Origin of the sequence: Lentilactobacillus sp. SPB1-3, assembly GCF_026913205.2 — a bacterium.
Lineage (GTDB): Bacteria > Bacillota > Bacilli > Lactobacillales > Lactobacillaceae > Lentilactobacillus > Lentilactobacillus terminaliae.
The window spans coordinates 1,423,396-1,447,205 of record NZ_CP168151.1 but is presented as its reverse complement, the minus strand read 5'-3'; the positions used below and the strand labels follow the sequence as shown (position 1 = coordinate 1,447,205).

Below are 23,810 nucleotides of genomic sequence, written 5' to 3'. Positions count from 1 at the left end.
GGTAATATGGTTGTAAATCGTTATATGTTAATTTTATGATTTGGATAGCTTACTTTTTGCAAAGCCAAATACTGCTGGAAGTAAGGAAATTAGGATTATTCCGATCACTACCATGGAGAAGTGTTCTTTAACAAATGGAATGTTACCGAAGAAATGGCCACCGCCACAGCAAAGAATTACCCATGTGATACAGGCTGAGATATTGTATTTAGCAAAACGTCGATAGCTAAAATCAGATGTCGCAGCTACGAATGGCACTAGTGTTCTGATGATTGGCATGAACCTTGCAAGAAAGATTGCCCATGCACCGTATTTATCGAAGAAGCTTTTGGCACTGTTAAGATCTTTTTCTTTTATGAACCTTCCGAGGACTCTATGCTTAGGAATCAATTCACCAAATTTTCTACCTAAATAGAAGTTAAGTGAATCTCCACTTATCGAAGCAACTAGAAATAGTATTACAAATAGCCAGGGATGAAGTCCGTAACTAGGGTTGGCAGCTAAAGCAGAAGCTGCAAACAACAATGAATCTCCAGGTAGGAAGGGTAAGATTACCGCTCCAGTTTCAATGAAGATCACAGCAAACAGAATTAAATACGTCCAATTTCCAAAGGTTCCTACTATGTTTACGAGGTGATTATCAATATGGAGAATAAAATCGATGATTGTACTCAAAAAATCAGTCCTTTTAATGTTTAATTATTATGATAACAAAAAATATATGAATTAATTCAAAATTCGATAGTGTTTAGAAAAAAGCAAACTTTTGAGATTGGACACTGTTAGTTAAAGCAAGTAGAATGTTTTAAGTTGGGAGGTTTGTTAATGAAACCAAAAGTCGGAATGAAGTTAAAAGTTAAAGTTACTGGTATCCAAAGTTATGGTGTTTTTGTTGACATTATGGGTGAATATCGAGGCCTGATTCACATCTCCGAATGTAAAGAAGGGTATGTAGCTAACATTAGTGATTATTTTTCGGTTGGCGATGTGGTCGACGCTATTATCATAGATATAGATGAATATACTGGTAGAATAAGTCTATCGACAAGGACTAAAAGTGTAGATCTAAGCGTGCTAAACCAACATCTACATCCAAATCGACAGTTACAACACTATTGGACGAACTATCATATCAACTCGGGATTTTCACCTTTAGATGCTAACCGTGAATCGTGGTTGAAAGAAGCTAGAAAGAAATTTGAATAATTTTTCAAAATAGTCTTGACCGACGCGCTGATACTTGGTAAACTTATTTTTGTTGCTTAATTAGTAACGCAAAACATTTCAGTTTGAGTTTCAAATTAATTAGAAATTCTTCTTGATTTTAAATTCAAAACCTGATATATTATAATAGTTGTCAAAAGCGATGACATCAGTCATTGGACGACATTATTTAACAAAAGTAGACCTTTGAAAACTGAACAAAATTTTCGACAAACAAATGTGTAGGGTTCTTTGATCGTTAGATCAAAGACAAACAATTTGCGAAGTCAATTCGCTAGTAACAAAAAATAATCATGAGCTTACAAGCTTATCATTTTAAAATGAGAGTTTGATCCTGGCTCAGGACGAACGCTGGCGGCGTGCCTAATACATGCAAGTCGAACGCGTCTACGTTAATGAAATCAATGTGCTTGCACGGCGATGGATTTAACATTAGACGAGTGGCGAACTGGTGAGTAACACGTGGGTAACCTGCCCTCAAGCAGGGGATAACACTTGGAAACAGGTGCTAATACCGTATAACAACAAAAACCGCATGGTTTTTGTTTGAAAGATGGTTTCGGCTATCACTTGAGGATGGACCCGCGGCGTATTAGCTAGTTGGTGAGGTAATGGCTCACCAAGGCAATGATACGTAGCCGACCTGAGAGGGTAATCGGCCACATTGGGACTGAGACACGGCCCAAACTCCTACGGGAGGCAGCAGTAGGGAATCTTCCACAATGGACGAAAGTCTGATGGAGCAACGCCGCGTGAGTGAAGAAGGGTTTCGGCTCGTAAAACTCTGTTGTTAAAGAAGAACAGGTGTAAGAGTAACTGTTTACACCGTGACGGTATTTAACCAGAAAGCCACGGCTAACTACGTGCCAGCAGCCGCGGTAATACGTAGGTGGCAAGCGTTGTCCGGATTTATTGGGCGTAAAGCGAGCGCAGGCGGTCTTTTAAGTCTGATGTGAAAGCCTTCGGCTTAACCGGAGAAGTGCATCGGAAACTGGGAGACTTGAGTGCAGAAGAGGACAGTGGAACTCCATGTGTAGCGGTGAAATGCGTAGATATATGGAAGAACACCAGTGGCGAAGGCGGCTGTCTGGTCTGTAACTGACGCTGAGGCTCGAAAGCATGGGTAGCGAACAGGATTAGATACCCTGGTAGTCCATGCCGTAAACGATGAGTGCTAAGTGTTGGAGGGTTTCCGCCCTTCAGTGCTGCAGCTAACGCATTAAGCACTCCGCCTGGGGAGTACGACCGCAAGGTTGAAACTCAAAGGAATTGACGGGGGCCCGCACAAGCGGTGGAGCATGTGGTTTAATTCGATGCTACGCGAAGAACCTTACCAGGTCTTGACATCTTCTGCTAACCCAAGAGATTGGGCGTTCCCTTCGGGGACGGAATGACAGGTGGTGCATGGTTGTCGTCAGCTCGTGTCGTGAGATGTTGGGTTAAGTCCCGCAACGAGCGCAACCCTTATTGTTAGTTGCCAGCATTTAGTTGGGCACTCTAGCAAGACTGCCGGTGACAAACCGGAGGAAGGTGGGGACGACGTCAAATCATCATGCCCCTTATGACCTGGGCTACACACGTGCTACAATGGACGGTACAACGAGTCGCGAAACCGCGAGGTCAAGCTAATCTCTTAAAGCCGTTCTCAGTTCGGATTGCAGGCTGCAACTCGCCTGCATGAAGTTGGAATCGCTAGTAATCGTGGATCAGCATGCCACGGTGAATACGTTCCCGGGCCTTGTACACACCGCCCGTCACACCATGAGAGTTTGTAACACCCAAAGTCGGTGAGGTAACCTTTTGGAGCCAGCCGCCTAAGGTGGGACAGATGATTAGGGTGAAGTCGTAACAAGGTAGCCGTAGGAGAACCTGCGGCTGGATCACCTCCTTTCTAAGGAATAATACGGAAACCTACACATCGTCGAAAGTTTTGTTTAGTTTTGAGAGGTCTACTCTCATATTTGGTTAACGCTTTTTTGGGCCTATAGCTCAGCTGGTTAGAGCGCACGCCTGATAAGCGTGAGGTCGATGGTTCGAGTCCATTTAGGCCCATCCACCGGCCTTATGACCGGAGAAGTATGGGGAATTAGCTCAGATGGGAGAGCACCTGCTTTGCAAGCAGGGGGTCAGCGGTTCGATCCCGCTATTCTCCATTGACACGAGAGTGTCTGGAATTTTGTTCTTTGAAAACTAGATAATATTAATTTTCTGTAGTGAATTATATTTAGAATATAATTTCAACCGAGAACACCGCGTATTGAGTCAATAAAATTAACGAATAAGTTTAATCGCATAAACTCAATTAATCAGTATCACGAAGTGATACTAGGTTAAGTTATTAAGGGCGCATGGTGAATGCCTTGGCACTAGGAGCCGATGAAGGACGGGACTAACACCGATATGCTTCGGGGAGCTGTACGTAAGCTTTGATCCGGAGATTTCCGAATGGGGAAACCCAGCAGTTTTAATCGACTGTTACTGGTCAGTGAATACATAGCTGATCAGAGGTAGACGTGGGGAACTGAAACATCTAATTACCCACAGGAAGAGAAAGAAAAATCGATTCCCTAAGTAGCGGCGAGCGAACGGGGAACAGCCCAAACCAAAGAGCTTGCTCTTTGGGGTTGTAGGACTGAACATTTGAGTTACCAAAGTTGTTGATAATCGAACAATCTGGGAAGATTGGCGAAACAGGGTGATAGCCCCGTAGATGAAATCAATGACCCTCAGTTCAGGATCCTGAGTACGGCGACACACGTGAAACGTCGTCGGAATCCGGGAGGACCATCTCCCAAGGCTAAATACTCCCTAGTGACCGATAGTGAACCAGTACCGTGAGGGAAAGGTGAAAAGCACCCCGGAAGGGGAGTGAAATAGTTCCTGAAACCATGTGCCTACAAGCAGTTAGAGCCCGTTAATGGGTGATAGCGTGCCTTTTGTAGAATGAACCGGCGAGTTACGGTAACATGCAAGGTTAAGGTGAAAAGCCGGAGCCGCAGCGAAAGCGAGTCTGAAATGGGCGTTTAAGTATGTTGCTGTAGACCCGAAACCAGGTGATCTACCCATGTCCAGGCTGAAGGTGAGGTAAAACTTACTGGAGGGCCGAACCCGTGTACGTTGAAAAGTGCTGGGATGAGGTGTGGGTAGCGGTGAAATTCCAAACGAACTTGGAGATAGCTGGTTCTCTCCGAAATAGCTTTAGGGCTAGCCTCGGACTTAGAATCATGGAGGTAGAGCACTGTTTGGACGAGGGGCCCGTCATGGGTTACTGAGTTCAGATAAACTCCGAATACCATTGATTTATATCCGGGAGTCAGACGGTGAGTGATAAGATCCATCGTCGAAAGGGGAACAGCCCAGACCACCAGTTAAGGTCCCTAAATGTATGCTAAGTGGAAAAGGATGTGGAGTTGCATAGACAACTAGGATGTTGGCTTAGAAGCAGCCACTCATTTAAAGAGTGCGTAATAGCTCACTAGTCGAGTGATTCCGCGCCGAAAATTTACCGGGGCTAAGCATACTACCGAGACTGTGGACATGACCATTCGGTCATGTGATAGGAGAGCGTTCTAAGGGCAATGAAGTCAGACCGTAAGGACTGGTGGAGCGCTTAGAAGTGAGAATGCCGGTATGAGTAGCGAAAGATCAGTGAGAATCTGATCCACCGAATGACTAAGGTTTCCTGGGGAAGGCTCGTCCTCCCAGGGTTAGTCGGGACCTAAGCCGAGGCCGAGAGGCGTAGGCGATGGATAACAGGTTGAGATTCCTGTACTAGTTGATTATGTTTGAGCGATGGAGGGACGCAGGAGGCTAAGTTGTGCGCACGATTGGAAATGTGCGTTCAAGCTATGAGTCAGTTGAGGAGTCAAATGCTTCTCAGCGGGTTGACAAGTAGTGATGAGGACCGAAATTTAAGTAGGGAAGCAACTGACGTCACACTGCCGAGAAAAGCTTCTAGTGAGTAATCAACTACCCGTACCGCAAACCGACACAGGTAGTCGAGGAGAGAATCCTAAGGTGAGCGAGTGAACTCTCGTTAAGGAACTCGGCAAAATGACCCCGTAACTTCGGGAGAAGGGGTGCTGACCGCAAGGTCAGCCGCAGTGAAAAGGCCCAGGCGACTGTTTATCAAAAACACAGGTTTCTGCAAAATCGTAAGATGACGTATAGGGGCTGACGCCTGCCCGGTGCTGGAAGGTTAAGTGGATGAGTTAGCTTCGGCGAAGCCCAGAAATGAAGCCCCAGTAAACGGCGGCCGTAACTATAACGGTCCTAAGGTAGCGAAATTCCTTGTCGGGTAAGTTCCGACCCGCACGAAAGGCGTAACGATCTGGGCACTGTCTCAACGAGAGACTCGGTGAAATTAAGATACCTGTGAAGAAGCAGGTTACCCGCGACAGGACGGAAAGACCCCATGGAGCTTTACTGTAGCTTGATATTGGGTGTTGACACAGCTTGTACAGGATAGGTAGGAGCCGATGAAGTCGGAACGCTAGTTTCGACAGAGGCGTTGGTGGGATACTACCCTCGCTGTGTGAACACTCTAACCCGCGCCACTTAGCGTGGCGGGAGACAGTGTCAGGTGGGCAGTTTGACTGGGGCGGTCGCCTCCCAAACAGTAACGGAGGCGCCCAAAGGTTCCCTCAGAATGGTTGGAAATCATTCATAGAGTGTAAAGGCAGAAGGGAGCTTGACTGCGAGACAGACAGGTCGAGCAGGGACGAAAGTCGGGCTTAGTGATCCGGTGGTACCGTATGGAAGGGCCATCGCTCAACGGATAAAAGCTACCCTGGGGATAACAGGCTTATCTCCCCCAAGAGTCCACATCGACGGGGAGGTTTGGCACCTCGATGTCGGCTCATCGCATCCTGGGGCTGTAGTCGGTCCCAAGGGTTGGGCTGTTCGCCCATTAAAGCGGTACGCGAGCTGGGTTCAGAACGTCGTGAGACAGTTCGGTCCCTATCCGTCGCGGGCGTAGGAAATTTGAGAGGAGCTGTCCTTAGTACGAGAGGACCGGGATGGACATACCGCTGGTGTACCAGTTGTGCCGCCAGGCGCATCGCTGGGTAGCTATGTATGGATGAGATAAACGCTGAAAGCATCTAAGTGTGAAACTCGCCTCAAGATGAGATTTCCCATTCCTATATGGAAGTAAGACCCCTCAGAGATGATGAGGTAGATAGGTTGGAAGTGGAAGTGCAGTGATGTACGGAGCGGACCAATACTAATCGGTCGAGGACTTAACCAAAAAATGGTGGTAAGTACCGGTACAGAAAATTAATATTAGCTAGTTTTGAGAGAACAAAGTTCTCTAAGTAACATAGTGTGGTGGCGATAGCCTGAAGGATACACCTGTTCCCATGCCGAACACAGAAGTTAAGCTTCAGCACGCCGAGAGTAGTTGGGGGATCGCCCCCTGCGAGGGTAGGACGTTGCCACACGATTATTCCGGCATAGCTCAGTTGGTAGAGCACCTGACTGTTAATCAGGTTGTCGACGGTTCGAGCCCGCCTGCCGGAGTTATTATTTAAATGGAGAGTTGTCCGAGTTGGCCGAAGGAGCATCATTGGAAATGATGTAAACGGGTAAACGCCTGTTTCAAGGGTTCGAATCCCTTACTCTCCGTTAATAATAAAGATATGACCCGTTGGTCAAGTGGTTAAGACACCGCCCTTTCACGGCGGTAACATGGGTTCGAATCCCGTACGGGTCACTTTCATGGAGGATTAGCTCAGCTGGGAGAGCATCTGCCTTACAAGCAGGAGGTCACAGGTTCGATCCCTGTATCCTCCATTATTCATAGCAGCAGTTGGTCCGTTGGTCTAGTTGGTTTAGGACGCCTGCCTGTCACGCAGGAGATCACGAGTTCGAGTCTCGTACGGACCGTTGTTATGTATTACAATTGAATACACAACATTATATAACATTATACTCTGGTATTTGGCTCGGTAGCTCAGTTGGTAGAGCAATGGATTGAAGCTCCATGTGTCGGCAGTTCGATTCTGTCCCGCGCCATTTATGGAGGGGTAGCGAAGTCTGGCTAAACGCGGCGGACTGTAAATCCGCTCCTTCGGGTTCGGTGGTTCGAATCCACTCCCCTCCATCTTAGGGATATAGTTTAATGGTAGAACTACGGTCTCCAAAACCGTCGGTGTGGGTTCAACTCCTACTATCCCTGTTAATAATGTTATGGCGGTATTGGTGAAGTGGTTAACACATCGGTTTGTGGATCCGACACGCGTGGGTTCGATTCCCACATACCGCCCTTTAGATTGGTTGTAGCCAAGTGGTAAGGCAACAGATTCTACTTTGTTAGTTTATAAGTGATTAACGAAGTTGTCCTGGCGGTATAGCCAAGTGGTAAGGCAGAGGTCTGCAAAACCTTTATCGTCGGTTCGAATCCGATTACCGCCTTTTCCAATCTTTTATTTTTAAGACATTATGCCGGAGTGGCGGAACTGGCAGACGCGCTAGACTCAAAATCTAGTGTCCGTTAGGACGTGTGGGTTCGAACCCCACCTCCGGTAGTTGAGCATAATATAAGCATGTTTGTGAATGTAGGAACGTTGATATATCAACGTTCCTTTTCTTTTGCCCTAAATTACATAGTATAAATTCACATAGGTTCTTTATTTTTGTTGACACTTTGTTGACAATCGCCTAAAAATTAAGCCTAAAAAGTGTCAAAAGTTGACACTTCAAAGTTGACACTTTATTGACACTTTGTTGACACTCAGTTGACACTTTTTAAGATAGTAGGGCGTCAAGCGCATCAGCGGTTTTGACCTCTTCCTCAGATTGCAATTCTTGAATAATGTGCAAATAAACCTTAGTTGTGGTATCAATATTCTGGTGACCTAATCTTTTTGAGATATATGCGATTGAGATACCTTTATATAATAAAATTGATGCATGGGTATGTCGTAAACCATGAAAATTAATTGGCTGATCGATGCCAGCTTCTTTAACGGTTCTATCCAAAGCACGGTTAATTGCTCCATAATCAGGTAACTTATTCCGATGATTAACAAATACCAAATTGAACTGATTAGTTTGTTTTGCCAATGTAAATTCAGTATTTTGCTCAAATTTACGTCGTGCAAGTAGGGCACTAAATTCTTTGTTAGTTCTGATCAAACGATTTGAAGATTCATTTTTAGTCGGGCCTATGCCACGGTATTTAACGTTCCAAGTTTGTACAACTCGGAGATCATCATTTTTTAAATCAACATTATCCCATGCTAATCCTTCAATTTCAGAAATACGCATACCAGTCATTAACGCAGTTAGGATCATATAATAGATTACATTATCAGTATTTGTGCTTCGCAATTTTGTTTTGATATAAGTAACCAATTTCTGTGTGTCTGTATATGATAGATACTTATGTTCACGAGTGTGGGACTTGTCATAGACGATGTGTGTGTTCAAAGTAAAGTCTTTCGTGATGATTCCATCATTGATTGCATTCTGAACGGCTGCTACAAGATGACCATTTATTTTCTCTACCGTTGCTTTGGCGTGAGGAGGATTAGCACGTGTGCTGTCACCTTTTCCAAAAAAATTCAAAAAATCTTGATACATTGACGTACTAATGTCGGAAATAGGGGTTGTGCCAAAATAGCTTTGTGTGACTTTGATGGTATACATATACTTTGATTTAGTTGCTTCCATTATTTTTGGTTCTCTAAAAGTCTGATACCATTTGACAACGTAATCTACGAAGCTTATATTCTTATTGTCTAAATCACCACCACGGTTATATTCATACTCCATTTGGTTAGCATATTCTTGGGCGGATTTTTTTGTCGCAAACCCAGATTTTGTTAACCATTTTTTTTCGCCTTGATTATTGGTGTACAAAATTCTTGTTCGCCATTTACCATTTGGCTGTTTGTTAAAGCTTGCCATTTAAATAACCTCCAATCATTTATTGTTGTTCTCGTGCAAAGCATTCAGAAGATTGTTAATCTCTGTTTCTCTATCAACTGGATGCTTTTTGCGTTCTTCCGCTTTCGAAGTGAAGAGTTTGGCAACTTCAATCGCTTTATCATATTCTTCCTTGTTTTCTGGAACAGGGTAGTCATACATAAAAAAGTCGTTATCTAGACCTAAGTCATGCCGTAATGATGTATAAAACTCTTTCAAAGTCATGTATTCTGTATCCTTGTATACATCGGCAATAAATATTTCTCTCTTCATGTTATCCATCTCCTTTGAACGTATGTTCTTTTTGCCTTAAAAATAAAACCCCAATCGGGGAATACTCACCAGCGGAATCGAACCGCTGCGAATACCATAGTGAGCTAATTTTAATAGTATTTATGTTTGTCAGTATTTGCGTTATATTCCTGTACTTTTACCCAACTACCATTTTTATACTTATAATCTGTTAATAAATGCTGTTTTGATCCATGAAACCATACCCATGTGTGTTTAGTAGGAACTACTGTGGATTTATATTGAAAAATCACCTTTGAATATTGGGTAGGTAAATAGTCTGAAAGAATGTCATGTTCTTCTGTATCATAAAAAGTATTATCACTGACTAAGGAATTAGTAGCTACTCTATATCCATAGTATGGTTTTGTTTTCGAAATTGACTTTTTGACTGCTTTTTCAGAAGGATGTTTAGCAATGCTTTTTGATCTGTAATAATACGAAACAATATATCCGCCACCATAGTCTAGCCGTGGTACTAATACACGAACAGCTGAATGCCCTTTGTGAGTAACGTGTTTATAGTAAGCATAATCATCTGTAGCATACTTACCAATCAAATAATATCCTTTACTATTTCGATTGACTGAAAGTTGAGAATGTCCACGACCATAACTTGGAAATTTGTTGCCATAGATTGTTTCCCAGCCGTTACCTGGATAATAAGTTCTAAAATGATATTTGCTATTGGTCATTCTGTCGTAAGCGTAGTAACTGCTGTCTACTGAATACCAATGTCCTCTTAATGAAGTAGGTACTGTAGTATATGTTTTCGCTTCTGCATGATTGCTATTAGCGATTGTGATACCGCCGAAAATGGCAAGAGCTCCAACGATTATTGAGTTAATTTTTTTCATGATTATCTCCCCAGAGTTATGTACAGCTTTTAACGTCATCAGTATTTGGACGAATCTAGAAAATTATCTGTAAAAGTGCAAGTGGGCTACATCATAAAGAACGGTCATATTGTGATGTCCTTTGTATTTGATTGTGATCCCGTTATATGCGTTTCCTTTAGGATTAGCAGCAAATGTATTGGTATTAATCCTAGTGTAATAAAGTTTATGCCAACGGCCATCATAAAAATTTGCATGGTACTTATAGCAATTGAGGTGGTAATTGATTCCCCATTTATTTGCTTTCCATCTGTGTTGTATTCTAGCGGGTACAGCACTGCTAGCCTGTGTGTTTATGGGAGTATTTGCTATTGCTGTGATTCCTAATAACATAGCGGCTACACCCGTTAATACATAATTTTTAAGTTTCATGATTATCTCTCCCCAGATGTGTACAGCTTTTAGCGTCATCAGTGTTTGGACATGTTCCTTAATATAGTAGTAATATAATAAAAAAAGAAAGGTCAGTATTATGTTTAAAACTAAAAATAACAAGAAAAATCAGATAAAATTCTTAAACTCCCTTGATTATTGGGAATCATTAAATTTAGCAACAGTTTTACTAATTCCTAATCATAAGAATGCAGAAGATGCTTATAGTGAAGCGTTAACTATTGTTTTAGATCGAAATAAAATGATTGATCTTTTGGACAAGTCTATCCATTCAAAACTTGTTTAGCCTAAATCTTGTTCTACTGTATCACCAACTCTAATTGTTCTATCAGACAATTTTGCAAAACCTTCCGTAATTTCTTCAGGATCTATGTTTAGCTCCGGATAGTAAAAAGACAGAAGACCCGGCTACTAGTAATGTGGATATCTTCATGATTACTTCCCCCCTAGAATATAATGTCTACATGTTATAGCAATTTATCTGAAGTCGAAACAAAGGAAATTGACAATACTGGATCAAGATAGATTGCCTGTACCTTTACACCTTTTTGTGAGAAGGTTGCCGGCTCCACTTTGTCTTTATTTTTTAATGTATTGATAATGGCATTCTCAGTGTTTTTAGAACTAATATTTAAAGCATACGTTGACGCTACAGCAGCACTACTAGTTTGGTTAAAACTAGCTTTAGAATCACCGTTTCGCGATAATGATAGTCCGATCAAGTCACCAGCTGAATTGATATTCGCAACCATCCGTACTTTGCCGTTTAATAACACCTTATTGCCCGCATTGTAAGTCGTTGGTATTTTCTGGTTACCACCAACTTTTTTGATCACACTATTATAACGTTGTTGGAACGTATTATAACTGGCAATTCTTGGTGACTTAGCGATAACGACTTCCTTGGTGTTGCTTTTGTAACCAGATTTGCTGACAGAAAAGCGGACATTTTGAGTAACTGAATCATTTGGGATGCTCAACGAGAAGTGCTGCTTATTTTTTTGCGTAATTTTTTTAGTAGCACCATCATTAACTGAGTATTTAAGGACAGAACCTTTAGTTGCAGTTCCTTTGATTTTAGTATTGAATCCCGTTGGCTCATATCTATTTTGTGTAGTATTGATTTGAGCTGTTGGTTTGTTCGTCTTGGATTGCTTTGTAGAACACCCACTAAGAATATTTGTACCAATCAACAATGCAGTAGCGATACTTATCGTTCGTTTTTTCATTTTTATCTCCCCAGATATGTACAGCTTTTAGTGTCGTCAGTTTTTGGACATATACTTAAATACTTTTAAATTTAAATCCATACATAGTACCAACGTCATGCAGGTAATCGACTCTGACACCAAGTTCATCAGCTATCTCGTAGTCGTCATCAACGCGTTCTGTAGCCAGCTCTTTTAGTCTGCCCAGAGGAACGTGGTGTGTCATACCCCAAGTTCGAGCCCGATATTCTTGGACCATATTTGATGATAATTTATAGTCGCTAATATCTCCGGTGGAGGTCTTAGAATGACCAATTTCTTCATAAATCCATTGAACTTGTTCTTCTTTAGACAAATTAGAATTAATAGTAACTTTGTCTCCTTGGTCAAGGCCTCCCATGCCATAAGGCATAGGCTCAAATTCAAATGATAACTCAGGGTATTGAGACATTACTGTTTCAATACTGTCCAAAATTATCAACCCTTTTCATGCTCTTTTTTGTACTGAGCTTTTTTAAACTCAATATATTCCTGGATATCTTTTTGTTGCTCTTCAGTTAACTCGTCCCAGTCAGTTGTTAAATGAGCGGCGACTGGAATATCTCCTAAGTCTGTTTTGTGGCCTAAAAGATAATCAGTAGTGACTTCATAATACGTTGCTAATTTCTTGAGCATTTCATTATCCGGCTCATTTCTTCCATTTTCTAAATGAGAATAAGAAGCCCTAGTAATCTTCAAATCAGCAGCAACACTTTCTTGAGTTTTACCAGTTCTGTTCCTCAAACTCTTCAATCGATATCCAAAATCTGTTTTTTCAGACAATCTGAACACCTTCCTTCAAATAATTAAAAGATATTATATGTATCATTATAGATATAAAAAGTATCGCAAACAACGAATGATAAAAAATGTATCAAAAAGGTATTGACGATACAAAAAGTATCGTGTATAGTATAGTTATTGATACAAAAGGTATCGGAACGCGAGGTGAAATAATATTGGCAAAAAGAAGTAATTTGGTCAATGAAAGAAAAGAAATGCACTTAACACAAGATCAGTTGTCTACTAAGTTAGATATTGCGACTGTTACTTTAAGAAAAATTGAGAATGGTTCAGGATTAAGCAATGAATTAGCTGTCAAAATGGCTAATTTCTTTAAAAAGCCACTTGAATATTTGTTTCCTGATATTTTTTTGCTCGATTTTGATACAAAAGGTAGCAAGAGAAACAACCCAGCTTGAAAGGAGGTGAGGAAATGAATGAAGAAATTAAAAATGTATCATTCAATGCTGACGGCACTAAACAATACATTTTTCCGGGCCTTACTTTTAACGGTCCAGCCGTTAGTAAGAAAGAATATTTAGATCATTACGAAGAATACGTACAAAGATGCAGCAATACTAGAAAAGATTTTGAAGCAGTTCCTGAGAGCGAGCTTCATTAGAAGCCCAATCAGTGGCTTTAAAGATTGATATGCGAGTTTTAAAAATTTCTGGTTCTAGGGCCTTCATGATATCTTCAATTGAAAAACTTGATTGAAGTACAACTTGAAATGGGAAAACTTGCGTCCAATTACTGCCATTGGCTAACCGTTCCAGTTTTGATCTAATCTTCACAGCTAATGTGTCATTTGGATCAGATAAATCAGCAAATGTAATCACAAAAGTATTCGTCATAGTTATCACCTCCTTCGAGATTAATTATCTCATAAGGAGGAACGAATATTAAGGTTTCAAAGAACGAAAGGAGATAGCCAGTGAAGGATATTATAAATCAGCTAAGTTCTTTTGCAGATCCCGGTTTATATGGTTGGTATTTTGCTTTCATATTGATTCTAATACATGCTTACGTGCCGAAAACTTATGCAAAAGTTCTCCTGGCAGGTTTGGATATTTTAATTTTTTTGATAATTCTTCCGCTTCTTTGAGAAGGACATCAACAAGTTTTTCAAAACTTGCATTATATACAAATTCCGCTTCAACATATTCGCTACTATTTTTTCCGTACTTTTGGGAATATTCAAAATTAAAATTATATCTTTGAAAATCCAAGTAGGAATTCATCATGTTAATACCCATCATAGAAACGTTTTTATCCAAGATAGGTAACAGCTTTTCTTTATTTTTCAAATAAAGTCGCGTGTATTCATCTTTCCAAAAATATCTTCCGTTAATAAGAACCATCATAAATGGCAGGTACAGCTTCTCATATCTCTCTTTAGCAGCAGCTACACTTTGCCTTTGAGAAGCTTGGAGACGTCCAATCACATAGGTAGAAATAATGGTAACTGTAGGAACAATCCAAGCAGCCATTACTTTTCCACCTCGTTGTATGGCGGAAAGTCTTCAATGCCCGTGAGAGTGCTCAGCGGTGTCTGTAAGGCATCGGCCAACATATATGCAACATCTATTGGTGGAATGATTTCGCCACGTTCATACCGTTGGTATTGGCGTAAAGTTTTACCGATTGATTTGGCAACTGCCTTTTGCGATAACCCAGCACGTTTACGAGCGTCTAATAATTCATGTGGCAAGGTTGCGGATATTTGTTCAGAAATATTTTTCATAGAATGCTCCTAAAAGTATTGACTATGACATATATGTCTTGTATAGTGAAATCATTGATATGACATATATGTCTCTAAGGAAGGTGATAATTTGAATTTAAGGACTCGTCGTATCGAGTTAAAGCTTACCCAATCAGAAGTTGCCAAGCGAGCTGGAATCTCCTTGAGGCAATATCAGCGGATTGAGAGCGGTAAAGACACAATGTTTAGCGTCTACGTGAAGATTGCAAGAGTTTTAGGTATTCGACTTGAACAATTAGCTTAATCATTCCTCCACCTCGTTGTATGGCGGAAAGTCGAAGAAGTCGTGTACGGTGATGCCAAGGGCAGAACAAAGTGCATGAAGCATGTCGACTCGCGGGACACTTTTTCGATAAATTAATGAACTCAAGCTAGATGGTGTGATATTAGCGAGCGTTGCTAGACGATTAACGGTTAAATTTCGCTCTCTCATTAAATAGTAAAGGCGATCAATTATTAATTCTGCTTCTGTCATGGAAGCACCTCCAAACGTTACTGCGTTAATCGTAAGGTAAACAAATTCAAAAAAGTTACGCACATGCATTGACAATCTACGCGTGTGCGTTATACTAAAATCATAGTTACGCAGATGCGTATATAAAGGAGATGAAATTATGAATTTTGGTAAGAATATTAAAAGCTTACGTGAGAGTAAAGGCTGGTCTCAAGGAACGTTAGCTCAAAGATCTGATTTAGCTCAATCCACAATCAGTACTCTGGAGATTCGAACGAAACATCCTAATGCACAGATATTACAGCAAGTTGCAAATGCCTTAGGAACTACTGTTGAAGATCTTTTAAGAGATAAGGAGGTGACTAAGTAATGGATCAAAAAGATTTTAATCAAATGATTATTGAATCACTGAAGGATGAATCAATACGGCTGGAAATTGAAAGTATTTGTCAAAATGTACGAAAATCACGTGACAGTGGTGCTATTAAACAGTTTAGACAGGATGTTACTAACTGGACTGGACTTAAGGAAACGTCAGCGGTTTCAAAGACAGCAATTCAAAACGGACTGTACGGTGCCATTCGTTTAAAGATTGGAATTAAATCAATGAATTCATTAACTGATGATTTACTTCCTGAAGCACAACGAGCTTTTGAACAATTTAAGAGCGATTTTGATGTTTAGTTTTCAAAGAACGAAAGGGGGTAATCACATGACTCGTTCAGAAATGATTAACTATTTAGTCCGTCACACGAGTAATACGAAAGATGATTTGGTTTTGCTCAGTGATGAAGGATTAAACAAGGCTGTTCAAATTATCAATCAACAAATCGAACAGGAATTAACTGAACTAACCTTTGCATAACTTAATTATGTGATTGTAGCGTGGCAAATAAAATTGAATATTTTGACGAAAGAGTGATTGCAATGCAGGAAAGAAAAGAAGCCAAACAATTAGATTTGGCTTTAGGTAGATTACCTAAGGGTATCAAAAGAGGTGATGTTGCGAATAGCATACCAGCTGACCGTGCGGCGATTTCACGATGGTCGAAAGGCCAGCGAAGAATGAATCACGATGTGATGAAGCCAATAGCGAAGTTCTTAAGAGATACATTCTTCACTTATTCAGCTTCAAGAGCTGATTACGGGACGTTATCTTTCAAGGATGATAAACGATTGAAGCCGGATTTGTTCGCCAGCATAGTTGACCAACAACAGCAAGAGCATGAGCGAATTGAGAAACAGCAAATTGCATATCAAAGCATGATCAAGTCAGACCAATATCGAACATCTAAGGATGAACGAATCATTGATAACTACCTGAATGAATATGCTGAGGAAATGTCATCTGAGCTGACTAACTTTTTCATTGAATGTGATTACACCGGCAGGGATGCAATGGATATCTTTAACAAAGTTAATGAAGAAATAGGAGGTTAAAAAATGAGCGAATTATCAAATGAATTGAGTCGGATAACTGATGCATTGGTTACTGATTATATAAAAGAAGTCGTTGATAAACGGTTATCAAATTTAGAACCAGTTACCGTTTCCGTTAAAGGATTAGTCAAAATGACTGGCATGAGTGAGAGCTGGCTAAGACAGCAAGCAATCGACACGCCTGAATTTATCAGTATTGAAGTTGATTTAGGTTCTAAAAGATTGTGGCAAGCCGATAAAGTGGCTGATGCATGGAATGCTTATATCAATCACCACGGATTAGATGCTTCTAGACGCTTACCTAGTTCAATCATTCGAGCACAAAAAAGAGGTGCACTTATATGATCACAGATTTCAATCAACGTATGACAGTTATCAATCGTCGTATCGAACGAGCAAAGCAAGACGGTGATGACAAGATGTTAGGCGGATTATTAACACTCAGAAATCGAGAACTTATTAACCATAGGGAAGAGAGGAACAACCATGTTAGAAATTTTAAGCGAATTACTTTATAGAGGATTTATATTCTTTGTCTGCTTCATGATTTTTGGTGGACTTGCACTAGTAGTTGAACATCGTAAGGAATTGTTTGATTTTCCAAAATTTAAAGATATCTGGGAGGAATTAACTGATGACTTCTTTGGAACCAAATGAGCACAAAAAAAGAGCTGAACAGCTGCAACTGTCCAACTCAGTGATTGCGAATTTAATAAAAAACTCTAACTGCTTTTATTCTATCCCGAATCTAAGCAGGTTGCAACACAAGTTAGGAGGTAAGAAACATGTATACCGATCAATACCTGACTGATGTTAACAATGATCCATTGGAATATGACTCAGATTACTTTGAGATACCCGCACCCAACGAATTATGGTTCACAGAACCCGATTATGTACCGGCTGGCATAGTTGATATTGATGATTATCTGAATGACCGCTTAGGTGGATATGATCATCACACTTACAAAGAAGCTGTACAGGACTTGATCAAAGAGTTTCCAAAAGCACGATTAGTAACTTATTACAACGATGACCGCATTGAGACGGTCGCACCAGAATATTGGGAGGTTGAATCATGGAACGTTTAGAAGAAATTGCAGGTGAAATTACCAAAGCTGAATTAGAGATTGGTGACTTACAACGAGCATTAGATAATCGCAAGGAACACTTAAACACGTTAAATCGTGAGTTAGTCGTTGAGATGGGGCACGCCACTGAAGCCGATACTGATAATTATCACTTCAAAAGAAGTATTCCTAATCCAAGTAAGCAAAGTGCTTATAAGGTATCAAGTGCTGTCCGTAAGGAAGAACAGGAACGTCAAATTGCTTGGTTGAAAGCGAACCACCCACAACTCATTGAAGAGCAAGAGAAGGTCAACAACAAGCCAATCAGGGAACTACTGGCCGACGGTTCGTTCCAGATTGCTGACAATGGCAAAGTCGTTGATGAGAATGGCGAGATTATTCCTGGAGTCTTTGGAGAACTTAAACCAGAAAAAGTAAATGTAAAAGTCTTAGCTCATTAGGAGGTAATGATCATGGATGAATCAAAAAACATCGTTGAGAAATTAAACGAAGCTGCTAAGAACATTGGCGCAGTTAAAAAAGATGGTAACAACAGTTTTCAGAAGTATCGTTTTCAATCAGAAACAGCTATCAAGTCAGCTGTGGAAGCAGCAATTGAAACAGTAGGTATCAGAATCATTCCTGACTATGAAGTCATTAATCAATACGACAAGCCAGGTAAGAACAATCTTAATCACTACGTTGATGTCATGGGAACATTCACTATTACTGACGGCGTTGACCAGTTAAAAGGAACTATGCCTGGAAGTGGTCAAGATACTGGTGAGAAAGCAATGGCTAAGGCCTGCACCAGTGCTCAGAAGTATTTCTACAAGCAACTGTTCAACATCACTGATAAAGAAGAAGACCCCGATGCTGATAACTCAGATACCACGTTCGTTAAACAATCAAAACCAAGAACACAAAGCACACCTGCACCAATCAATGCTAATCAAAAAGCTAGTTTAGATGAACTCTTTGATTCAATGGCACAAATTACGAGTAAACCAATTATCGAAGTTAAACAAGGATATTTAAGTCTAGTCGGTGCTGATAGCGTTGATGTATTAAATAACCACGTAGCTAATAAGTTAATTGAAATCGTTAGCTCACAGCTAATCAAGCAACAAGACAAAGTTAAACAGGAGGCTTAATTATGAGACAAATTACAATTTCAGGAAACCTTGGAAGTGATCCAGAGGTTCGCACAACACAAAACGGTTCAACCGTCGCTAACTTTAGTGTTGCCGTTCGACAAACTAGACCAGATGAAAATGGTCAATACGGGGCTGATTGGTTCCGTTGTTCTGTATGGGGCAATCGCGCTTCAACGATTCAAACCTATTACCACAAGGGTAGTCACGTAGTCGTATCTGGTTCACTTGAGTTCAGCGAGTACAACGGTAGCACTCAGTTCAATGTATTCGTCAATGACTTTGATTTACCAGATAATAACGCCTCTCAAACGCAATCTGGTGCAGGTTCAAATAATTATCAAGGTAATGTATCGACTGGTAAAGCTGACCCATTTGCCAACAATGGCAGCTCAATCGAGGTTGATGATAACGACTTACCATTCTAAGGGAGTGACGAGATGAACGGTTATTTCTCCCACGATAGTAATGCTCGTAACTCAGAAGAGTTATTACGAGTACGCATGAAATACGGTGCAGAAGGTTATGGAGTTTACTTTATGATCTTAGAACGCCTTAGGGACGAAGAAGATTACATGAGTGTCAAAGATTACAACATGATAGCCTTTGACCTTCGTGTAGATGCTTCTGTTATTAAGTCCGTGATTGAAGATTTTGGGTTATTTGTCTTTACCGATGACGGTAAGTACTTCTACTCCGAAGGATTCAAGAAACGAATGGCGTTGAAAGACGAACGAAGTAAAACATTATCCGATAAGCGTCGAAAAGCTGCAAAGACTAGATGGGAAAAGGATTCTGATGCAAATGCAATGCATTTGCATAGCAAAAGCAATGCAAATGCATTGCAAAACGATGCTAAGGAAAGTAAAGAAAAGAAAAGAGAAGTAAAGGAAAGTAAAGCTAGCAAGCTAGCTAGCACGCACACTCAGGAAAACATTGTTGATTTGTGGCAAGAGCTTTGGGGATTCCCTAATTCGATTGCTCAGCAAGAGATTCCTAACTGGATTGATGCTAGTAATGCTGACGTTGTTTATTACGCTTTACAGCTTGCAGGTAAAGGCAATGTGCCACCTCGAAACGCCTTTAAATTCATTGAGCGAGTACTTACCCAGTGGGAAGAACAAGGCATTAAAACTCTTAAGCAAGCTCAAGAAGCTAACAAAAAACATGAGCAACGTAGTTCAAATGCTAAAGGTGGTCGAGTGACGCTAGATGCTCATACACCGAGCTTTGATACTTATGATCTTCCGTTCTAGGTAGGAGATGAAAAAATGACTCAAACAATTGCTGAGGCGATTAACGATTTATTTGTTAATTATAAAGCTAAAGGACTCATGCGCGACTGTGGCCCGTGTCCGATGTGTCAGCAACCCATGATGGTGTTTGTTAACACTCAGACTGGTGATGATCGTAGTTTGCCAGCTTGTCCAAGTTGCGGTTACAAAGAATCTAACGGCACTAAACAACATCATGAGGACTTGAGCGTTAATGCCCTTAAGAACGATGCTTATAACTACTTGGTCAATTCTAGTGCCATTGGGGATACTGATGTGCTCAACAAGAAATTCAGTAATTACCAAGTAGTTAACGACAAGCAAGCACAAGCTAAAGCATTAGCTGAACGAATTGCCGATAAAGCAGCCAGCGGAGATGTTGTTCACGGTATCTTTTCTGGAGCAACTGGGACTGGTAAAAGTCATTTATCGATGGCAATCGTGTATCAAGTCTTAGAAGCAACGCACTACAAGCAAAAGATTGCGTTTATCGATATTCGAGAGTTAATCACACAAATCAAACGAGGATTCAAAGACCAAAACATTGCCCGGCATTATGACCGAGTTTTGGACAAGGCTAAACAAGCTGACTTAGTTATCATTGATGATTTAGGATCCGAAACTACTGGAACTAATTCAGGTGATGAAGCTAGTCGATTTAACCTAGAAATCGTCACTGAACTGCTTCAAGCTCGTATGAATAAATCGACAGTTATTAGTACTAATTTGACTAGTAATGACCTGATCAATATATACGGCGAACGAATTGTTAGTCGGATGATGGCTCATAGCCAAGGATATGTGATGAAGTTTGATGAACTTGCTGATTATCGAATCAAAGGTGCGGTTTAGCACCCAAATAAAATTAAATAACATAAGGAGCATGACCAGTGAAAGCAGTAGGAATTAGAACCCAAACCGTGTATGCACAAGCTCCAACTAAAGCGGAGTGCATGGCACAACTAAACAGGGATTACCCGTACCAACCCGGATCAGGATTTACTAACGATTTATATCCAGAACCTCTCACGTTTGTACATGAAAACTTATATCGTAATGATTTAATGCGCTTAAACGGCTTAAAAAGTATTGTTGGCGGTAAACATAGATGATTAGCTTAACAATTCACGGAAATCCTGTCCCCGCTGGTCGTCCTCGATTTACCAGGAACGGGCATGCGTATGATCCACCGAAAAGTCGAGCGTACAAACAGTTGGTCGCTATCGAGGCTAAGAAGCAATATCGCGGCCCATTGCTTAAAGATAAACCGATAGAAGTTTATATCGCTGCTTACCGAGAGAACCAAAAGCAGATCAGTAAAATCGAGCGTACTAGACGTGAGCGTAAGCAGTCTTTACCGCTAAGGAAACCCGATACGGATAATTATGTTAAAAGCGTACTAGATGCGCTGACAGGAGTTATCTGGGCTGATGACAACATCATCTGTCATATCGACGCTTACAAGTTTTACTCAGACACACCAAGAATTGAAGTAATAGTTCGTGAGATTGAAATAGATAAAAATTGAGGAGAAATGAATATGTGGATATCCATTTTCGCATTAGTATCAAGTGTATTTGTACTGATTTACACCATTTTTAGCAATCGTCAACAAAATCGTTTAAATGCAAAAGTACTTTGGAAGTCAAATCAAAGAAAACCAGGCATTAAACGAATATACCTTGATTTTAAGGAGCAAGACGATAGTTACCAGGCTGAACTTTTCAGAAACGATTATTCAACAGACGAGGAAGCTATTGGAAGATTAATCATCTTAGTTTTAGACATTTTACAAAGTGATGGTATCGAAACTAACGAGATTAGAAAAGAAATATTTAATCAAAGCAACGCAGAACAGAATAAAGATAATGCTAATTAGTGATTAGGAGGAAAGAATATGTTAATTGAACCAGAAAATGACGATGTTGTCAGAATTCCAATTTATAACTTATTTTTATCTGGTAACAACGTTCGTAAGTACTGCATGGTGGATATATCTGACGAAGAAAGATACGAGTTAAGTGAAGAACACGAGATACCGGAAGAAACAATCGATATGATATTAAGCATGGCAAACATATATACAAATGTGCCCTTAAAGGCTGATGTATGTACTGATATCAAAGTTCAGAAGTGGTAATTATTTTTCAGGAAGTGATTACGATGCAGAAAAGTACAAGAGTTATGTATCAACTGCTGATTCCGATTGAAGCTAAATATGGCAGCGTGGTTAATGTGCCTGCTTCAGATGAGATTGATACTTCAACAGTTCATGTATTGCAAAGATTAATGGATTTAGACGAATAGGGGGAATCTAAATGAATCAAGGATTAATGGCTTGGAAAACGGTTAAGAAGCGTAAGGGAGACACCGTTACTGTTGATGGTCAGGATTATGTATTGATTGAGGATCCAATCATCATGGAAGACAAGAAAGAGCGGACGATTATTGAGTTGGAAGCAAGGGATGTTCAAGATGAAACATAAAGTTAAGAATAATCCCAGGAAATCCAGACGGATTCGCAAAGTTGCCAAGATCATGATTAATTTCTTGCAAGCTCAAGGTATCAAAGTGATGCGGTACGATGCGTTTTCGACCAACAGCATTTACTTAAAACTAGATTATGGATTGTGCTATTCAGTTCGGATTAGTGACCATGCTGGAAAACAACATTTAACATATCGTTTCAACGCCATTGATAGGTATCGTGGTCCAAAATACGTTAAGACTGATTGGGGTTGGTCAAGGGAGTTTTATTCATTGAAGCCAGATGAGCTGAATCAACTTTGCGTTTCAATCATAAAGTTACGTGCTGGTAGGATTGATAGCCTGGGTGTCTACGGTTATCAGCAAAAGATGGAAGAATATCGGCACCAAAATTTGCACGCTAAGGGTTTTTGGGAATTAGCGCAGGATTTAGGATAAGAGTTAGAAGCAAAGGAGAAAACTAATGACTGAAAAAGTAAAAGTGCCAAAAGAATATGCTGAGTAGCTGGGACGAGTTGTCTGGGGTGATGATAATCCACCTCTCAAATCCAACACTACGGCATGGATTGAGGAGAACTATGACACGGCAATTCACACCGCCAAAGGTTTTAAGCTACAGGACGGAAAATATGTAGCCAGTATCTATCTGGATGAATATGAATGGATTGAATTTGAACCTACAATTAAGTTTATCCAAGATGGCATGATGCAAGCTGGCCTGATCAAGAATGACGGTTGGAGTGAGATTGGTAACTACTACGATGAATTCTCAGTGGACAAGGATAATCCACGAGTTGAAGTCGCAGTTTTACCACATTGTTAAGTTGAGGATGGAATCAAATATGTATAACAAGAAATTAAATGGTAGTTAATTTCTTGTTTAGTATTTAAATACTATTTTTTGTGCGAAACTCCCTTGAACTTACCGCCGGATGTTTTCGTATCCATAAAGCGGCCCGTTTTAGAGTTGCTTTTGGTCCATAACCCAGTTTTAGGATTGAAAGATTGAGAACGACTTTTAACCGCACCAACACGTCCTTTACCAGGTACACCATTTTTTGCCATATATTCACCTTCTTTAATATTAATGCAAAGGGCTTAAACGTCTATTGCATCTATATATAGTATGCCAAAATTTTTATCGTGTCTATATATAGTATCAAGAAAGGAAAATAAGTATGAATAATATTCAATTGTGGAAGAAAATATCGGAACTTCTGAATGAACAAAATATATCAGTTTATGCGTTAGCTAAAAGCATCGGGGTTCCAACAGTGAGTTTATTTAACATAAAAAATGGAAGTAGTAAAAACCCCAGTGTATTTTTAATAGCAAAAATCGCTAAAAAGTTGCATGTTTCTTTAGACGACCTAATTTACTAATAACAAATACTGCCACTAATT

General features: G+C 40.3%; 38 protein-coding genes, 13 tRNA genes and 3 rRNA genes. 41 read left to right on the top strand and 13 right to left on the bottom strand.

Annotation, left to right across the window (positions count from 1 at the left end):
• Nucleotides 1–33 precede the first annotated feature (33 nt).
• Nucleotides 34–675, bottom strand: coding sequence for a VTT domain-containing protein (locus O0236_RS07645; protein ID WP_268913858.1), 642 nt, complete (start codon nt 673–675; stop codon nt 34–36).
• A 150-nt stretch (nt 676–825) separates the two neighbouring features.
• Between O0236_RS07645 and O0236_RS07640 the strand changes: the two genes are divergently transcribed.
• From O0236_RS07640 to O0236_RS07560, 17 genes are all read left to right on the top strand, one after another.
• Entirely contained in the window at nt 826–1,206 is a 381-nt protein-coding gene (locus O0236_RS07640; RefSeq protein WP_268913859.1) for a CvfD/Ygs/GSP13 family RNA-binding post-transcriptional regulator, read from the top strand.
• Between the two features lie 334 nt (nt 1,207–1,540).
• Nucleotides 1,541–3,115 (top strand): 16S ribosomal RNA (locus O0236_RS07635).
• A gap of 87 nt (nt 3,116–3,202) precedes the next feature.
• A tRNA-Ile gene (locus O0236_RS07630) sits at nt 3,203–3,276 on the top strand.
• Nucleotides 3,277–3,304: 28 nt separating this feature from the next.
• Nucleotides 3,305–3,377: transfer RNA gene (locus O0236_RS07625), tRNA-Ala, on the top strand.
• A gap of 175 nt (nt 3,378–3,552) precedes the next feature.
• Nucleotides 3,553–6,472: ribosomal RNA gene (locus tag O0236_RS07620) — 23S ribosomal RNA — on the top strand.
• 76 nt (nt 6,473–6,548) lie between these two features.
• Nucleotides 6,549–6,665 (top strand): 5S ribosomal RNA (rrf, locus tag O0236_RS07615).
• Together the 16S, 23S and 5S rRNA genes with 13 tRNA genes alongside form the textbook arrangement of a ribosomal RNA operon.
• A 6-nt stretch (nt 6,666–6,671) precedes the next feature.
• A tRNA-Asn gene (locus tag O0236_RS07610) sits at nt 6,672–6,744 on the top strand.
• 13 nt (nt 6,745–6,757) lie between these two features.
• Nucleotides 6,758–6,849: transfer RNA gene (locus O0236_RS07605), tRNA-Ser, on the top strand.
• A gap of 16 nt (nt 6,850–6,865) precedes the next feature.
• A tRNA-Glu gene (locus O0236_RS07600) sits at nt 6,866–6,937 on the top strand.
• Nucleotides 6,938–6,944: 7 nt separating this feature from the next.
• Nucleotides 6,945–7,017 (top strand) — tRNA-Val (locus tag O0236_RS07595).
• An 18-nt stretch (nt 7,018–7,035) separates the two neighbouring features.
• Nucleotides 7,036–7,110: transfer RNA gene (locus O0236_RS07590), tRNA-Asp, on the top strand.
• 56 nt (nt 7,111–7,166) lie between these two features.
• Nucleotides 7,167–7,239, top strand: a tRNA-Phe gene (locus O0236_RS07585).
• Between the two features lie 5 nt (nt 7,240–7,244).
• Nucleotides 7,245–7,327: transfer RNA gene (locus O0236_RS07580), tRNA-Tyr, on the top strand.
• 4 nt (nt 7,328–7,331) lie between these two features.
• Nucleotides 7,332–7,402, top strand: a tRNA-Trp gene (locus O0236_RS07575).
• Nucleotides 7,403–7,416: 14 nt separating this feature from the next.
• Nucleotides 7,417–7,489 (top strand) — tRNA-His (locus O0236_RS07570).
• Nucleotides 7,490–7,567: 78 nt separating this feature from the next.
• Nucleotides 7,568–7,638: transfer RNA gene (locus tag O0236_RS07565), tRNA-Cys, on the top strand.
• Between the two features lie 29 nt (nt 7,639–7,667).
• A tRNA-Leu gene (locus tag O0236_RS07560) sits at nt 7,668–7,751 on the top strand.
• A 220-nt stretch (nt 7,752–7,971) separates the two neighbouring features.
• On the opposite strand, the gene O0236_RS07555 is transcribed toward O0236_RS07560, so the two are convergent.
• The 4 genes from O0236_RS07555 to O0236_RS07540 all read right to left on the bottom strand — a co-directional run bounded on the left by O0236_RS07555 (nt 7,972) and on the right by O0236_RS07540 (nt 10,712).
• Complete coding sequence (locus O0236_RS07555) at nt 7,972–9,135, bottom strand: tyrosine-type recombinase/integrase (RefSeq protein ID WP_268914183.1); 1,164 nt, start codon at nt 9,133–9,135, stop codon at nt 7,972–7,974.
• Between the two features lie 15 nt (nt 9,136–9,150).
• Nucleotides 9,151–9,426: a hypothetical protein gene (locus O0236_RS07550; protein ID WP_268914184.1), complete on the bottom strand. Its 276-nt coding sequence runs from the start codon at nt 9,424–9,426 to the stop codon at nt 9,151–9,153.
• A gap of 110 nt (nt 9,427–9,536) precedes the next feature.
• Nucleotides 9,537–10,301 carry a hypothetical protein gene (locus O0236_RS07545; RefSeq protein WP_372791206.1) on the bottom strand — a complete coding sequence of 255 codons (765 nt, stop codon included), beginning with the start codon at nt 10,299–10,301 and terminating at the stop codon, nt 9,537–9,539.
• Between the two features lie 63 nt (nt 10,302–10,364).
• A complete protein-coding gene (locus O0236_RS07540; protein WP_372791204.1) occupies nt 10,365–10,712 on the bottom strand; it encodes a hypothetical protein in 348 nt (115 codons plus the stop codon).
• A 100-nt stretch (nt 10,713–10,812) separates the two neighbouring features.
• Between O0236_RS07540 and O0236_RS07535 the strand changes: the two genes are divergently transcribed.
• Nucleotides 10,813–11,019, top strand: coding sequence for a hypothetical protein (locus O0236_RS07535; protein WP_268914176.1), 207 nt, complete (start codon nt 10,813–10,815; stop codon nt 11,017–11,019).
• A 181-nt stretch (nt 11,020–11,200) separates the two neighbouring features.
• Here O0236_RS07535 and O0236_RS07530 read toward each other — a convergent pair whose 3' ends face one another.
• The 3 genes from O0236_RS07530 to O0236_RS07520 are packed head-to-tail and all read right to left on the bottom strand — an operon-like array spanning nt 11,201 to nt 12,763.
• Nucleotides 11,201–11,962: a hypothetical protein gene (locus O0236_RS07530; protein WP_268914177.1), complete on the bottom strand. Its 762-nt coding sequence runs from the start codon at nt 11,960–11,962 to the stop codon at nt 11,201–11,203.
• Between the two features lie 55 nt (nt 11,963–12,017).
• Entirely contained in the window at nt 12,018–12,413 is a 396-nt protein-coding gene (locus O0236_RS07525) for an ImmA/IrrE family metallo-endopeptidase (protein ID WP_268914178.1), read from the bottom strand.
• 5 nt (nt 12,414–12,418) lie between these two features.
• On the bottom strand, nt 12,419–12,763 hold the full coding sequence (locus tag O0236_RS07520) for a helix-turn-helix domain-containing protein (protein WP_268914179.1): 345 nt from the start codon (nt 12,761–12,763) through the stop codon (nt 12,419–12,421).
• 176 nt (nt 12,764–12,939) lie between these two features.
• Here O0236_RS07520 and O0236_RS07515 point away from each other — a divergent pair, with 176 nt between their 5' ends.
• Both O0236_RS07515 and O0236_RS07510 read left to right on the top strand, forming a co-directional pair.
• The gene (locus O0236_RS07515) at nt 12,940–13,182 is read left to right on the top strand and encodes a helix-turn-helix transcriptional regulator (protein ID WP_268914180.1); all 243 of its coding nucleotides are present in this window, start codon (nt 12,940–12,942) and stop codon (nt 13,180–13,182) included.
• Between the two features lie 14 nt (nt 13,183–13,196).
• The gene (locus O0236_RS07510; protein WP_268914181.1) at nt 13,197–13,385 is read left to right on the top strand and encodes a hypothetical protein; all 189 of its coding nucleotides are present in this window, start codon (nt 13,197–13,199) and stop codon (nt 13,383–13,385) included.
• Here O0236_RS07510 and O0236_RS07505 read toward each other — a convergent pair.
• The 3 genes from O0236_RS07505 to O0236_RS07495 form a co-directional block, all read right to left on the bottom strand.
• On the bottom strand, nt 13,342–13,617 hold the full coding sequence (locus O0236_RS07505; RefSeq protein ID WP_268914182.1) for a hypothetical protein: 276 nt from the start codon (nt 13,615–13,617) through the stop codon (nt 13,342–13,344). The two genes, O0236_RS07510 and O0236_RS07505, sit on opposite strands and share 44 nt — an antisense overlap.
• A 147-nt stretch (nt 13,618–13,764) precedes the next feature.
• Nucleotides 13,765–14,253 (bottom strand): hypothetical protein, encoded by a 489-nt coding sequence (locus O0236_RS07500; protein WP_372791138.1) that lies wholly within the window; start codon nt 14,251–14,253, stop codon nt 13,765–13,767.
• Nucleotides 14,253–14,507 (bottom strand): helix-turn-helix domain-containing protein, encoded by a 255-nt coding sequence (locus O0236_RS07495; RefSeq protein WP_372791200.1) that lies wholly within the window; start codon nt 14,505–14,507, stop codon nt 14,253–14,255. The genes O0236_RS07500 and O0236_RS07495 overlap by 1 nt, the downstream gene beginning before the upstream one ends.
• 91 nt (nt 14,508–14,598) lie before the next feature.
• On the opposite strand from O0236_RS07495, the gene O0236_RS07490 reads away from it, so the two are divergent.
• Complete coding sequence (locus tag O0236_RS07490; protein WP_268913962.1) at nt 14,599–14,772, top strand: helix-turn-helix domain-containing protein; 174 nt, start codon at nt 14,599–14,601, stop codon at nt 14,770–14,772.
• On the opposite strand, the gene O0236_RS07485 is transcribed toward O0236_RS07490, so the two are convergent.
• Complete coding sequence (locus O0236_RS07485) at nt 14,773–15,003, bottom strand: helix-turn-helix domain-containing protein (RefSeq protein WP_268913963.1); 231 nt, start codon at nt 15,001–15,003, stop codon at nt 14,773–14,775. It abuts the gene before it with no gap.
• A gap of 139 nt (nt 15,004–15,142) precedes the next feature.
• Between O0236_RS07485 and O0236_RS07480 the strand changes: the two genes are divergently transcribed.
• From O0236_RS07480 to O0236_RS07390, 19 genes are all read left to right on the top strand, one after another.
• Nucleotides 15,143–15,352, top strand: a complete 210-nt coding sequence (locus O0236_RS07480) for a helix-turn-helix domain-containing protein (RefSeq protein WP_268913964.1) — start codon at nt 15,143–15,145, stop codon at nt 15,350–15,352.
• On the top strand, nt 15,352–15,666 hold the full coding sequence (locus tag O0236_RS07475) for a hypothetical protein (RefSeq protein ID WP_268913965.1): 315 nt from the start codon (nt 15,352–15,354) through the stop codon (nt 15,664–15,666). The genes O0236_RS07480 and O0236_RS07475 overlap by 1 nt, the downstream gene beginning before the upstream one ends.
• 28 nt (nt 15,667–15,694) lie before the next feature.
• On the top strand, nt 15,695–15,847 hold the full coding sequence (locus tag O0236_RS07470; protein WP_268913966.1) for a hypothetical protein: 153 nt from the start codon (nt 15,695–15,697) through the stop codon (nt 15,845–15,847).
• Between the two features lie 20 nt (nt 15,848–15,867).
• Nucleotides 15,868–16,422, top strand: coding sequence for a hypothetical protein (locus O0236_RS07465; RefSeq protein ID WP_268913967.1), 555 nt, complete (start codon nt 15,868–15,870; stop codon nt 16,420–16,422).
• 3 nt (nt 16,423–16,425) lie between these two features.
• Entirely contained in the window at nt 16,426–16,767 is a 342-nt protein-coding gene (locus O0236_RS07460) for a hypothetical protein (protein ID WP_268913968.1), read from the top strand.
• Nucleotides 16,764–16,940, top strand: coding sequence for a hypothetical protein (locus O0236_RS07455; RefSeq protein WP_268913969.1), 177 nt, complete (start codon nt 16,764–16,766; stop codon nt 16,938–16,940). The genes O0236_RS07460 and O0236_RS07455 overlap by 4 nt, the downstream gene beginning before the upstream one ends.
• Nucleotides 16,909–17,079, top strand: a complete 171-nt coding sequence (locus O0236_RS07450; RefSeq protein WP_268913970.1) for a hypothetical protein — start codon at nt 16,909–16,911, stop codon at nt 17,077–17,079. Before O0236_RS07455 ends, O0236_RS07450 begins: the two co-directional genes overlap by 32 nt.
• 128 nt (nt 17,080–17,207) lie before the next feature.
• On the top strand, nt 17,208–17,513 hold the full coding sequence (locus O0236_RS07445; protein WP_268913971.1) for a hypothetical protein: 306 nt from the start codon (nt 17,208–17,210) through the stop codon (nt 17,511–17,513).
• Nucleotides 17,501–17,953, top strand: coding sequence for a hypothetical protein (locus O0236_RS07440; RefSeq protein ID WP_268913972.1), 453 nt, complete (start codon nt 17,501–17,503; stop codon nt 17,951–17,953). The genes O0236_RS07445 and O0236_RS07440 overlap by 13 nt, the downstream gene beginning before the upstream one ends.
• A gap of 12 nt (nt 17,954–17,965) precedes the next feature.
• Nucleotides 17,966–18,646, top strand: coding sequence for an ERF family protein (locus O0236_RS07435; protein ID WP_268913974.1), 681 nt, complete (start codon nt 17,966–17,968; stop codon nt 18,644–18,646).
• A gap of 2 nt (nt 18,647–18,648) precedes the next feature.
• Nucleotides 18,649–19,074, top strand: coding sequence for a single-stranded DNA-binding protein (locus O0236_RS07430; protein ID WP_268913975.1), 426 nt, complete (start codon nt 18,649–18,651; stop codon nt 19,072–19,074).
• 12 nt (nt 19,075–19,086) lie between these two features.
• Nucleotides 19,087–19,902 carry a Lin1244/Lin1753 domain-containing protein gene (locus O0236_RS07425; protein ID WP_268913976.1) on the top strand — a complete coding sequence of 272 codons (816 nt, stop codon included), beginning with the start codon at nt 19,087–19,089 and terminating at the stop codon, nt 19,900–19,902.
• A 15-nt stretch (nt 19,903–19,917) separates the two neighbouring features.
• Nucleotides 19,918–20,772 carry an ATP-binding protein gene (locus tag O0236_RS07420; protein WP_268913977.1) on the top strand — a complete coding sequence of 285 codons (855 nt, stop codon included), beginning with the start codon at nt 19,918–19,920 and terminating at the stop codon, nt 20,770–20,772.
• Between the two features lie 256 nt (nt 20,773–21,028).
• Nucleotides 21,029–21,448, top strand: a complete 420-nt coding sequence (locus O0236_RS07415; RefSeq protein ID WP_268913979.1) for a RusA family crossover junction endodeoxyribonuclease — start codon at nt 21,029–21,031, stop codon at nt 21,446–21,448.
• Between the two features lie 12 nt (nt 21,449–21,460).
• Nucleotides 21,461–21,799, top strand: coding sequence for a hypothetical protein (locus tag O0236_RS07410; RefSeq protein ID WP_268913981.1), 339 nt, complete (start codon nt 21,461–21,463; stop codon nt 21,797–21,799).
• 18 nt (nt 21,800–21,817) lie between these two features.
• Nucleotides 21,818–22,060, top strand: a complete 243-nt coding sequence (locus O0236_RS07405) for a hypothetical protein (RefSeq protein ID WP_268913983.1) — start codon at nt 21,818–21,820, stop codon at nt 22,058–22,060.
• 23 nt (nt 22,061–22,083) lie between these two features.
• Nucleotides 22,084–22,227 carry a hypothetical protein gene (locus tag O0236_RS07400; protein ID WP_268913985.1) on the top strand — a complete coding sequence of 48 codons (144 nt, stop codon included), beginning with the start codon at nt 22,084–22,086 and terminating at the stop codon, nt 22,225–22,227.
• A gap of 11 nt (nt 22,228–22,238) precedes the next feature.
• Nucleotides 22,239–22,406, top strand: coding sequence for a hypothetical protein (locus tag O0236_RS07395; RefSeq protein ID WP_268913987.1), 168 nt, complete (start codon nt 22,239–22,241; stop codon nt 22,404–22,406).
• Nucleotides 22,396–22,845, top strand: coding sequence for a hypothetical protein (locus O0236_RS07390; protein ID WP_268913988.1), 450 nt, complete (start codon nt 22,396–22,398; stop codon nt 22,843–22,845). Before O0236_RS07395 ends, O0236_RS07390 begins: the two co-directional genes overlap by 11 nt.
• 456 nt (nt 22,846–23,301) lie before the next feature.
• Here the strand turns inward: O0236_RS07390 and O0236_RS07385 are convergent, their stop codons facing one another.
• A complete protein-coding gene (locus tag O0236_RS07385) occupies nt 23,302–23,472 on the bottom strand; it encodes a hypothetical protein (protein ID WP_268913990.1) in 171 nt (56 codons plus the stop codon).
• A gap of 113 nt (nt 23,473–23,585) precedes the next feature.
• On the opposite strand from O0236_RS07385, the gene O0236_RS07380 reads away from it, so the two are divergent.
• Nucleotides 23,586–23,789 carry a helix-turn-helix domain-containing protein gene (locus O0236_RS07380; RefSeq protein ID WP_372791190.1) on the top strand — a complete coding sequence of 68 codons (204 nt, stop codon included), beginning with the start codon at nt 23,586–23,588 and terminating at the stop codon, nt 23,787–23,789.
• The last annotated feature ends 21 nt before the right edge of the window (nt 23,790–23,810 follow it).

Coding starts and splice junctions, on each gene's coding strand:
- O0236_RS07410 (WP_268913981.1), top strand. CDS start 21,461: ATGTGGATATCCATTTTCGCATTAGTATCAAGTGTATTTGTACTGATT.
- O0236_RS07555 (WP_268914183.1), bottom strand. CDS start 9,135: ATGGCAAGCTTTAACAAACAGCCAAATGGTAAATGGCGAACAAGAATT.
- O0236_RS07440 (WP_268913972.1), top strand. CDS start 17,501: ATGGAACGTTTAGAAGAAATTGCAGGTGAAATTACCAAAGCTGAATTA.
- O0236_RS07500 (WP_372791138.1), bottom strand. CDS start 14,253: ATGGCTGCTTGGATTGTTCCTACAGTTACCATTATTTCTACCTATGTG.
- O0236_RS07480 (WP_268913964.1), top strand. CDS start 15,143: ATGAATTTTGGTAAGAATATTAAAAGCTTACGTGAGAGTAAAGGCTGG.
- O0236_RS07430 (WP_268913975.1), top strand. CDS start 18,649: ATGAGACAAATTACAATTTCAGGAAACCTTGGAAGTGATCCAGAGGTT.
- O0236_RS07450 (WP_268913970.1), top strand. CDS start 16,909: ATGTTAGAAATTTTAAGCGAATTACTTTATAGAGGATTTATATTCTTT.
- O0236_RS07485 (WP_268913963.1), bottom strand. CDS start 15,003: ATGACAGAAGCAGAATTAATAATTGATCGCCTTTACTATTTAATGAGA.
- O0236_RS07510 (WP_268914181.1), top strand. CDS start 13,197: ATGAATGAAGAAATTAAAAATGTATCATTCAATGCTGACGGCACTAAA.
- O0236_RS07535 (WP_268914176.1), top strand. CDS start 10,813: ATGTTTAAAACTAAAAATAACAAGAAAAATCAGATAAAATTCTTAAAC.
- O0236_RS07530 (WP_268914177.1), bottom strand. CDS start 11,962: ATGAAAAAACGAACGATAAGTATCGCTACTGCATTGTTGATTGGTACA.
- O0236_RS07415 (WP_268913979.1), top strand. CDS start 21,029: ATGATTAGCTTAACAATTCACGGAAATCCTGTCCCCGCTGGTCGTCCT.
- O0236_RS07460 (WP_268913968.1), top strand. CDS start 16,426: ATGAGCGAATTATCAAATGAATTGAGTCGGATAACTGATGCATTGGTT.
- O0236_RS07640 (WP_268913859.1), top strand. CDS start 826: ATGAAACCAAAAGTCGGAATGAAGTTAAAAGTTAAAGTTACTGGTATC.
- O0236_RS07420 (WP_268913977.1), top strand. CDS start 19,918: ATGACTCAAACAATTGCTGAGGCGATTAACGATTTATTTGTTAATTAT.
- O0236_RS07550 (WP_268914184.1), bottom strand. CDS start 9,426: ATGAAGAGAGAAATATTTATTGCCGATGTATACAAGGATACAGAATAC.
- O0236_RS07400 (WP_268913985.1), top strand. CDS start 22,084: ATGCAGAAAAGTACAAGAGTTATGTATCAACTGCTGATTCCGATTGAA.
- O0236_RS07435 (WP_268913974.1), top strand. CDS start 17,966: ATGGATGAATCAAAAAACATCGTTGAGAAATTAAACGAAGCTGCTAAG.
- O0236_RS07495 (WP_372791200.1), bottom strand. CDS start 14,507: ATGAAAAATATTTCTGAACAAATATCCGCAACCTTGCCACATGAATTA.
- O0236_RS07380 (WP_372791190.1), top strand. CDS start 23,586: ATGAATAATATTCAATTGTGGAAGAAAATATCGGAACTTCTGAATGAA.
- O0236_RS07390 (WP_268913988.1), top strand. CDS start 22,396: ATGAAACATAAAGTTAAGAATAATCCCAGGAAATCCAGACGGATTCGC.
- O0236_RS07475 (WP_268913965.1), top strand. CDS start 15,352: ATGGATCAAAAAGATTTTAATCAAATGATTATTGAATCACTGAAGGAT.
- O0236_RS07455 (WP_268913969.1), top strand. CDS start 16,764: ATGATCACAGATTTCAATCAACGTATGACAGTTATCAATCGTCGTATC.
- O0236_RS07505 (WP_268914182.1), bottom strand. CDS start 13,617: ATGACGAATACTTTTGTGATTACATTTGCTGATTTATCTGATCCAAAT.
- O0236_RS07540 (WP_372791204.1), bottom strand. CDS start 10,712: ATGAAACTTAAAAATTATGTATTAACGGGTGTAGCCGCTATGTTATTA.
- O0236_RS07385 (WP_268913990.1), bottom strand. CDS start 23,472: ATGGCAAAAAATGGTGTACCTGGTAAAGGACGTGTTGGTGCGGTTAAA.
- O0236_RS07470 (WP_268913966.1), top strand. CDS start 15,695: ATGACTCGTTCAGAAATGATTAACTATTTAGTCCGTCACACGAGTAAT.
- O0236_RS07395 (WP_268913987.1), top strand. CDS start 22,239: ATGAATCAAGGATTAATGGCTTGGAAAACGGTTAAGAAGCGTAAGGGA.
- O0236_RS07545 (WP_372791206.1), bottom strand. CDS start 10,301: ATGAAAAAAATTAACTCAATAATCGTTGGAGCTCTTGCCATTTTCGGC.
- O0236_RS07405 (WP_268913983.1), top strand. CDS start 21,818: ATGTTAATTGAACCAGAAAATGACGATGTTGTCAGAATTCCAATTTAT.
- O0236_RS07425 (WP_268913976.1), top strand. CDS start 19,087: ATGAACGGTTATTTCTCCCACGATAGTAATGCTCGTAACTCAGAAGAG.
- O0236_RS07445 (WP_268913971.1), top strand. CDS start 17,208: ATGTATACCGATCAATACCTGACTGATGTTAACAATGATCCATTGGAA.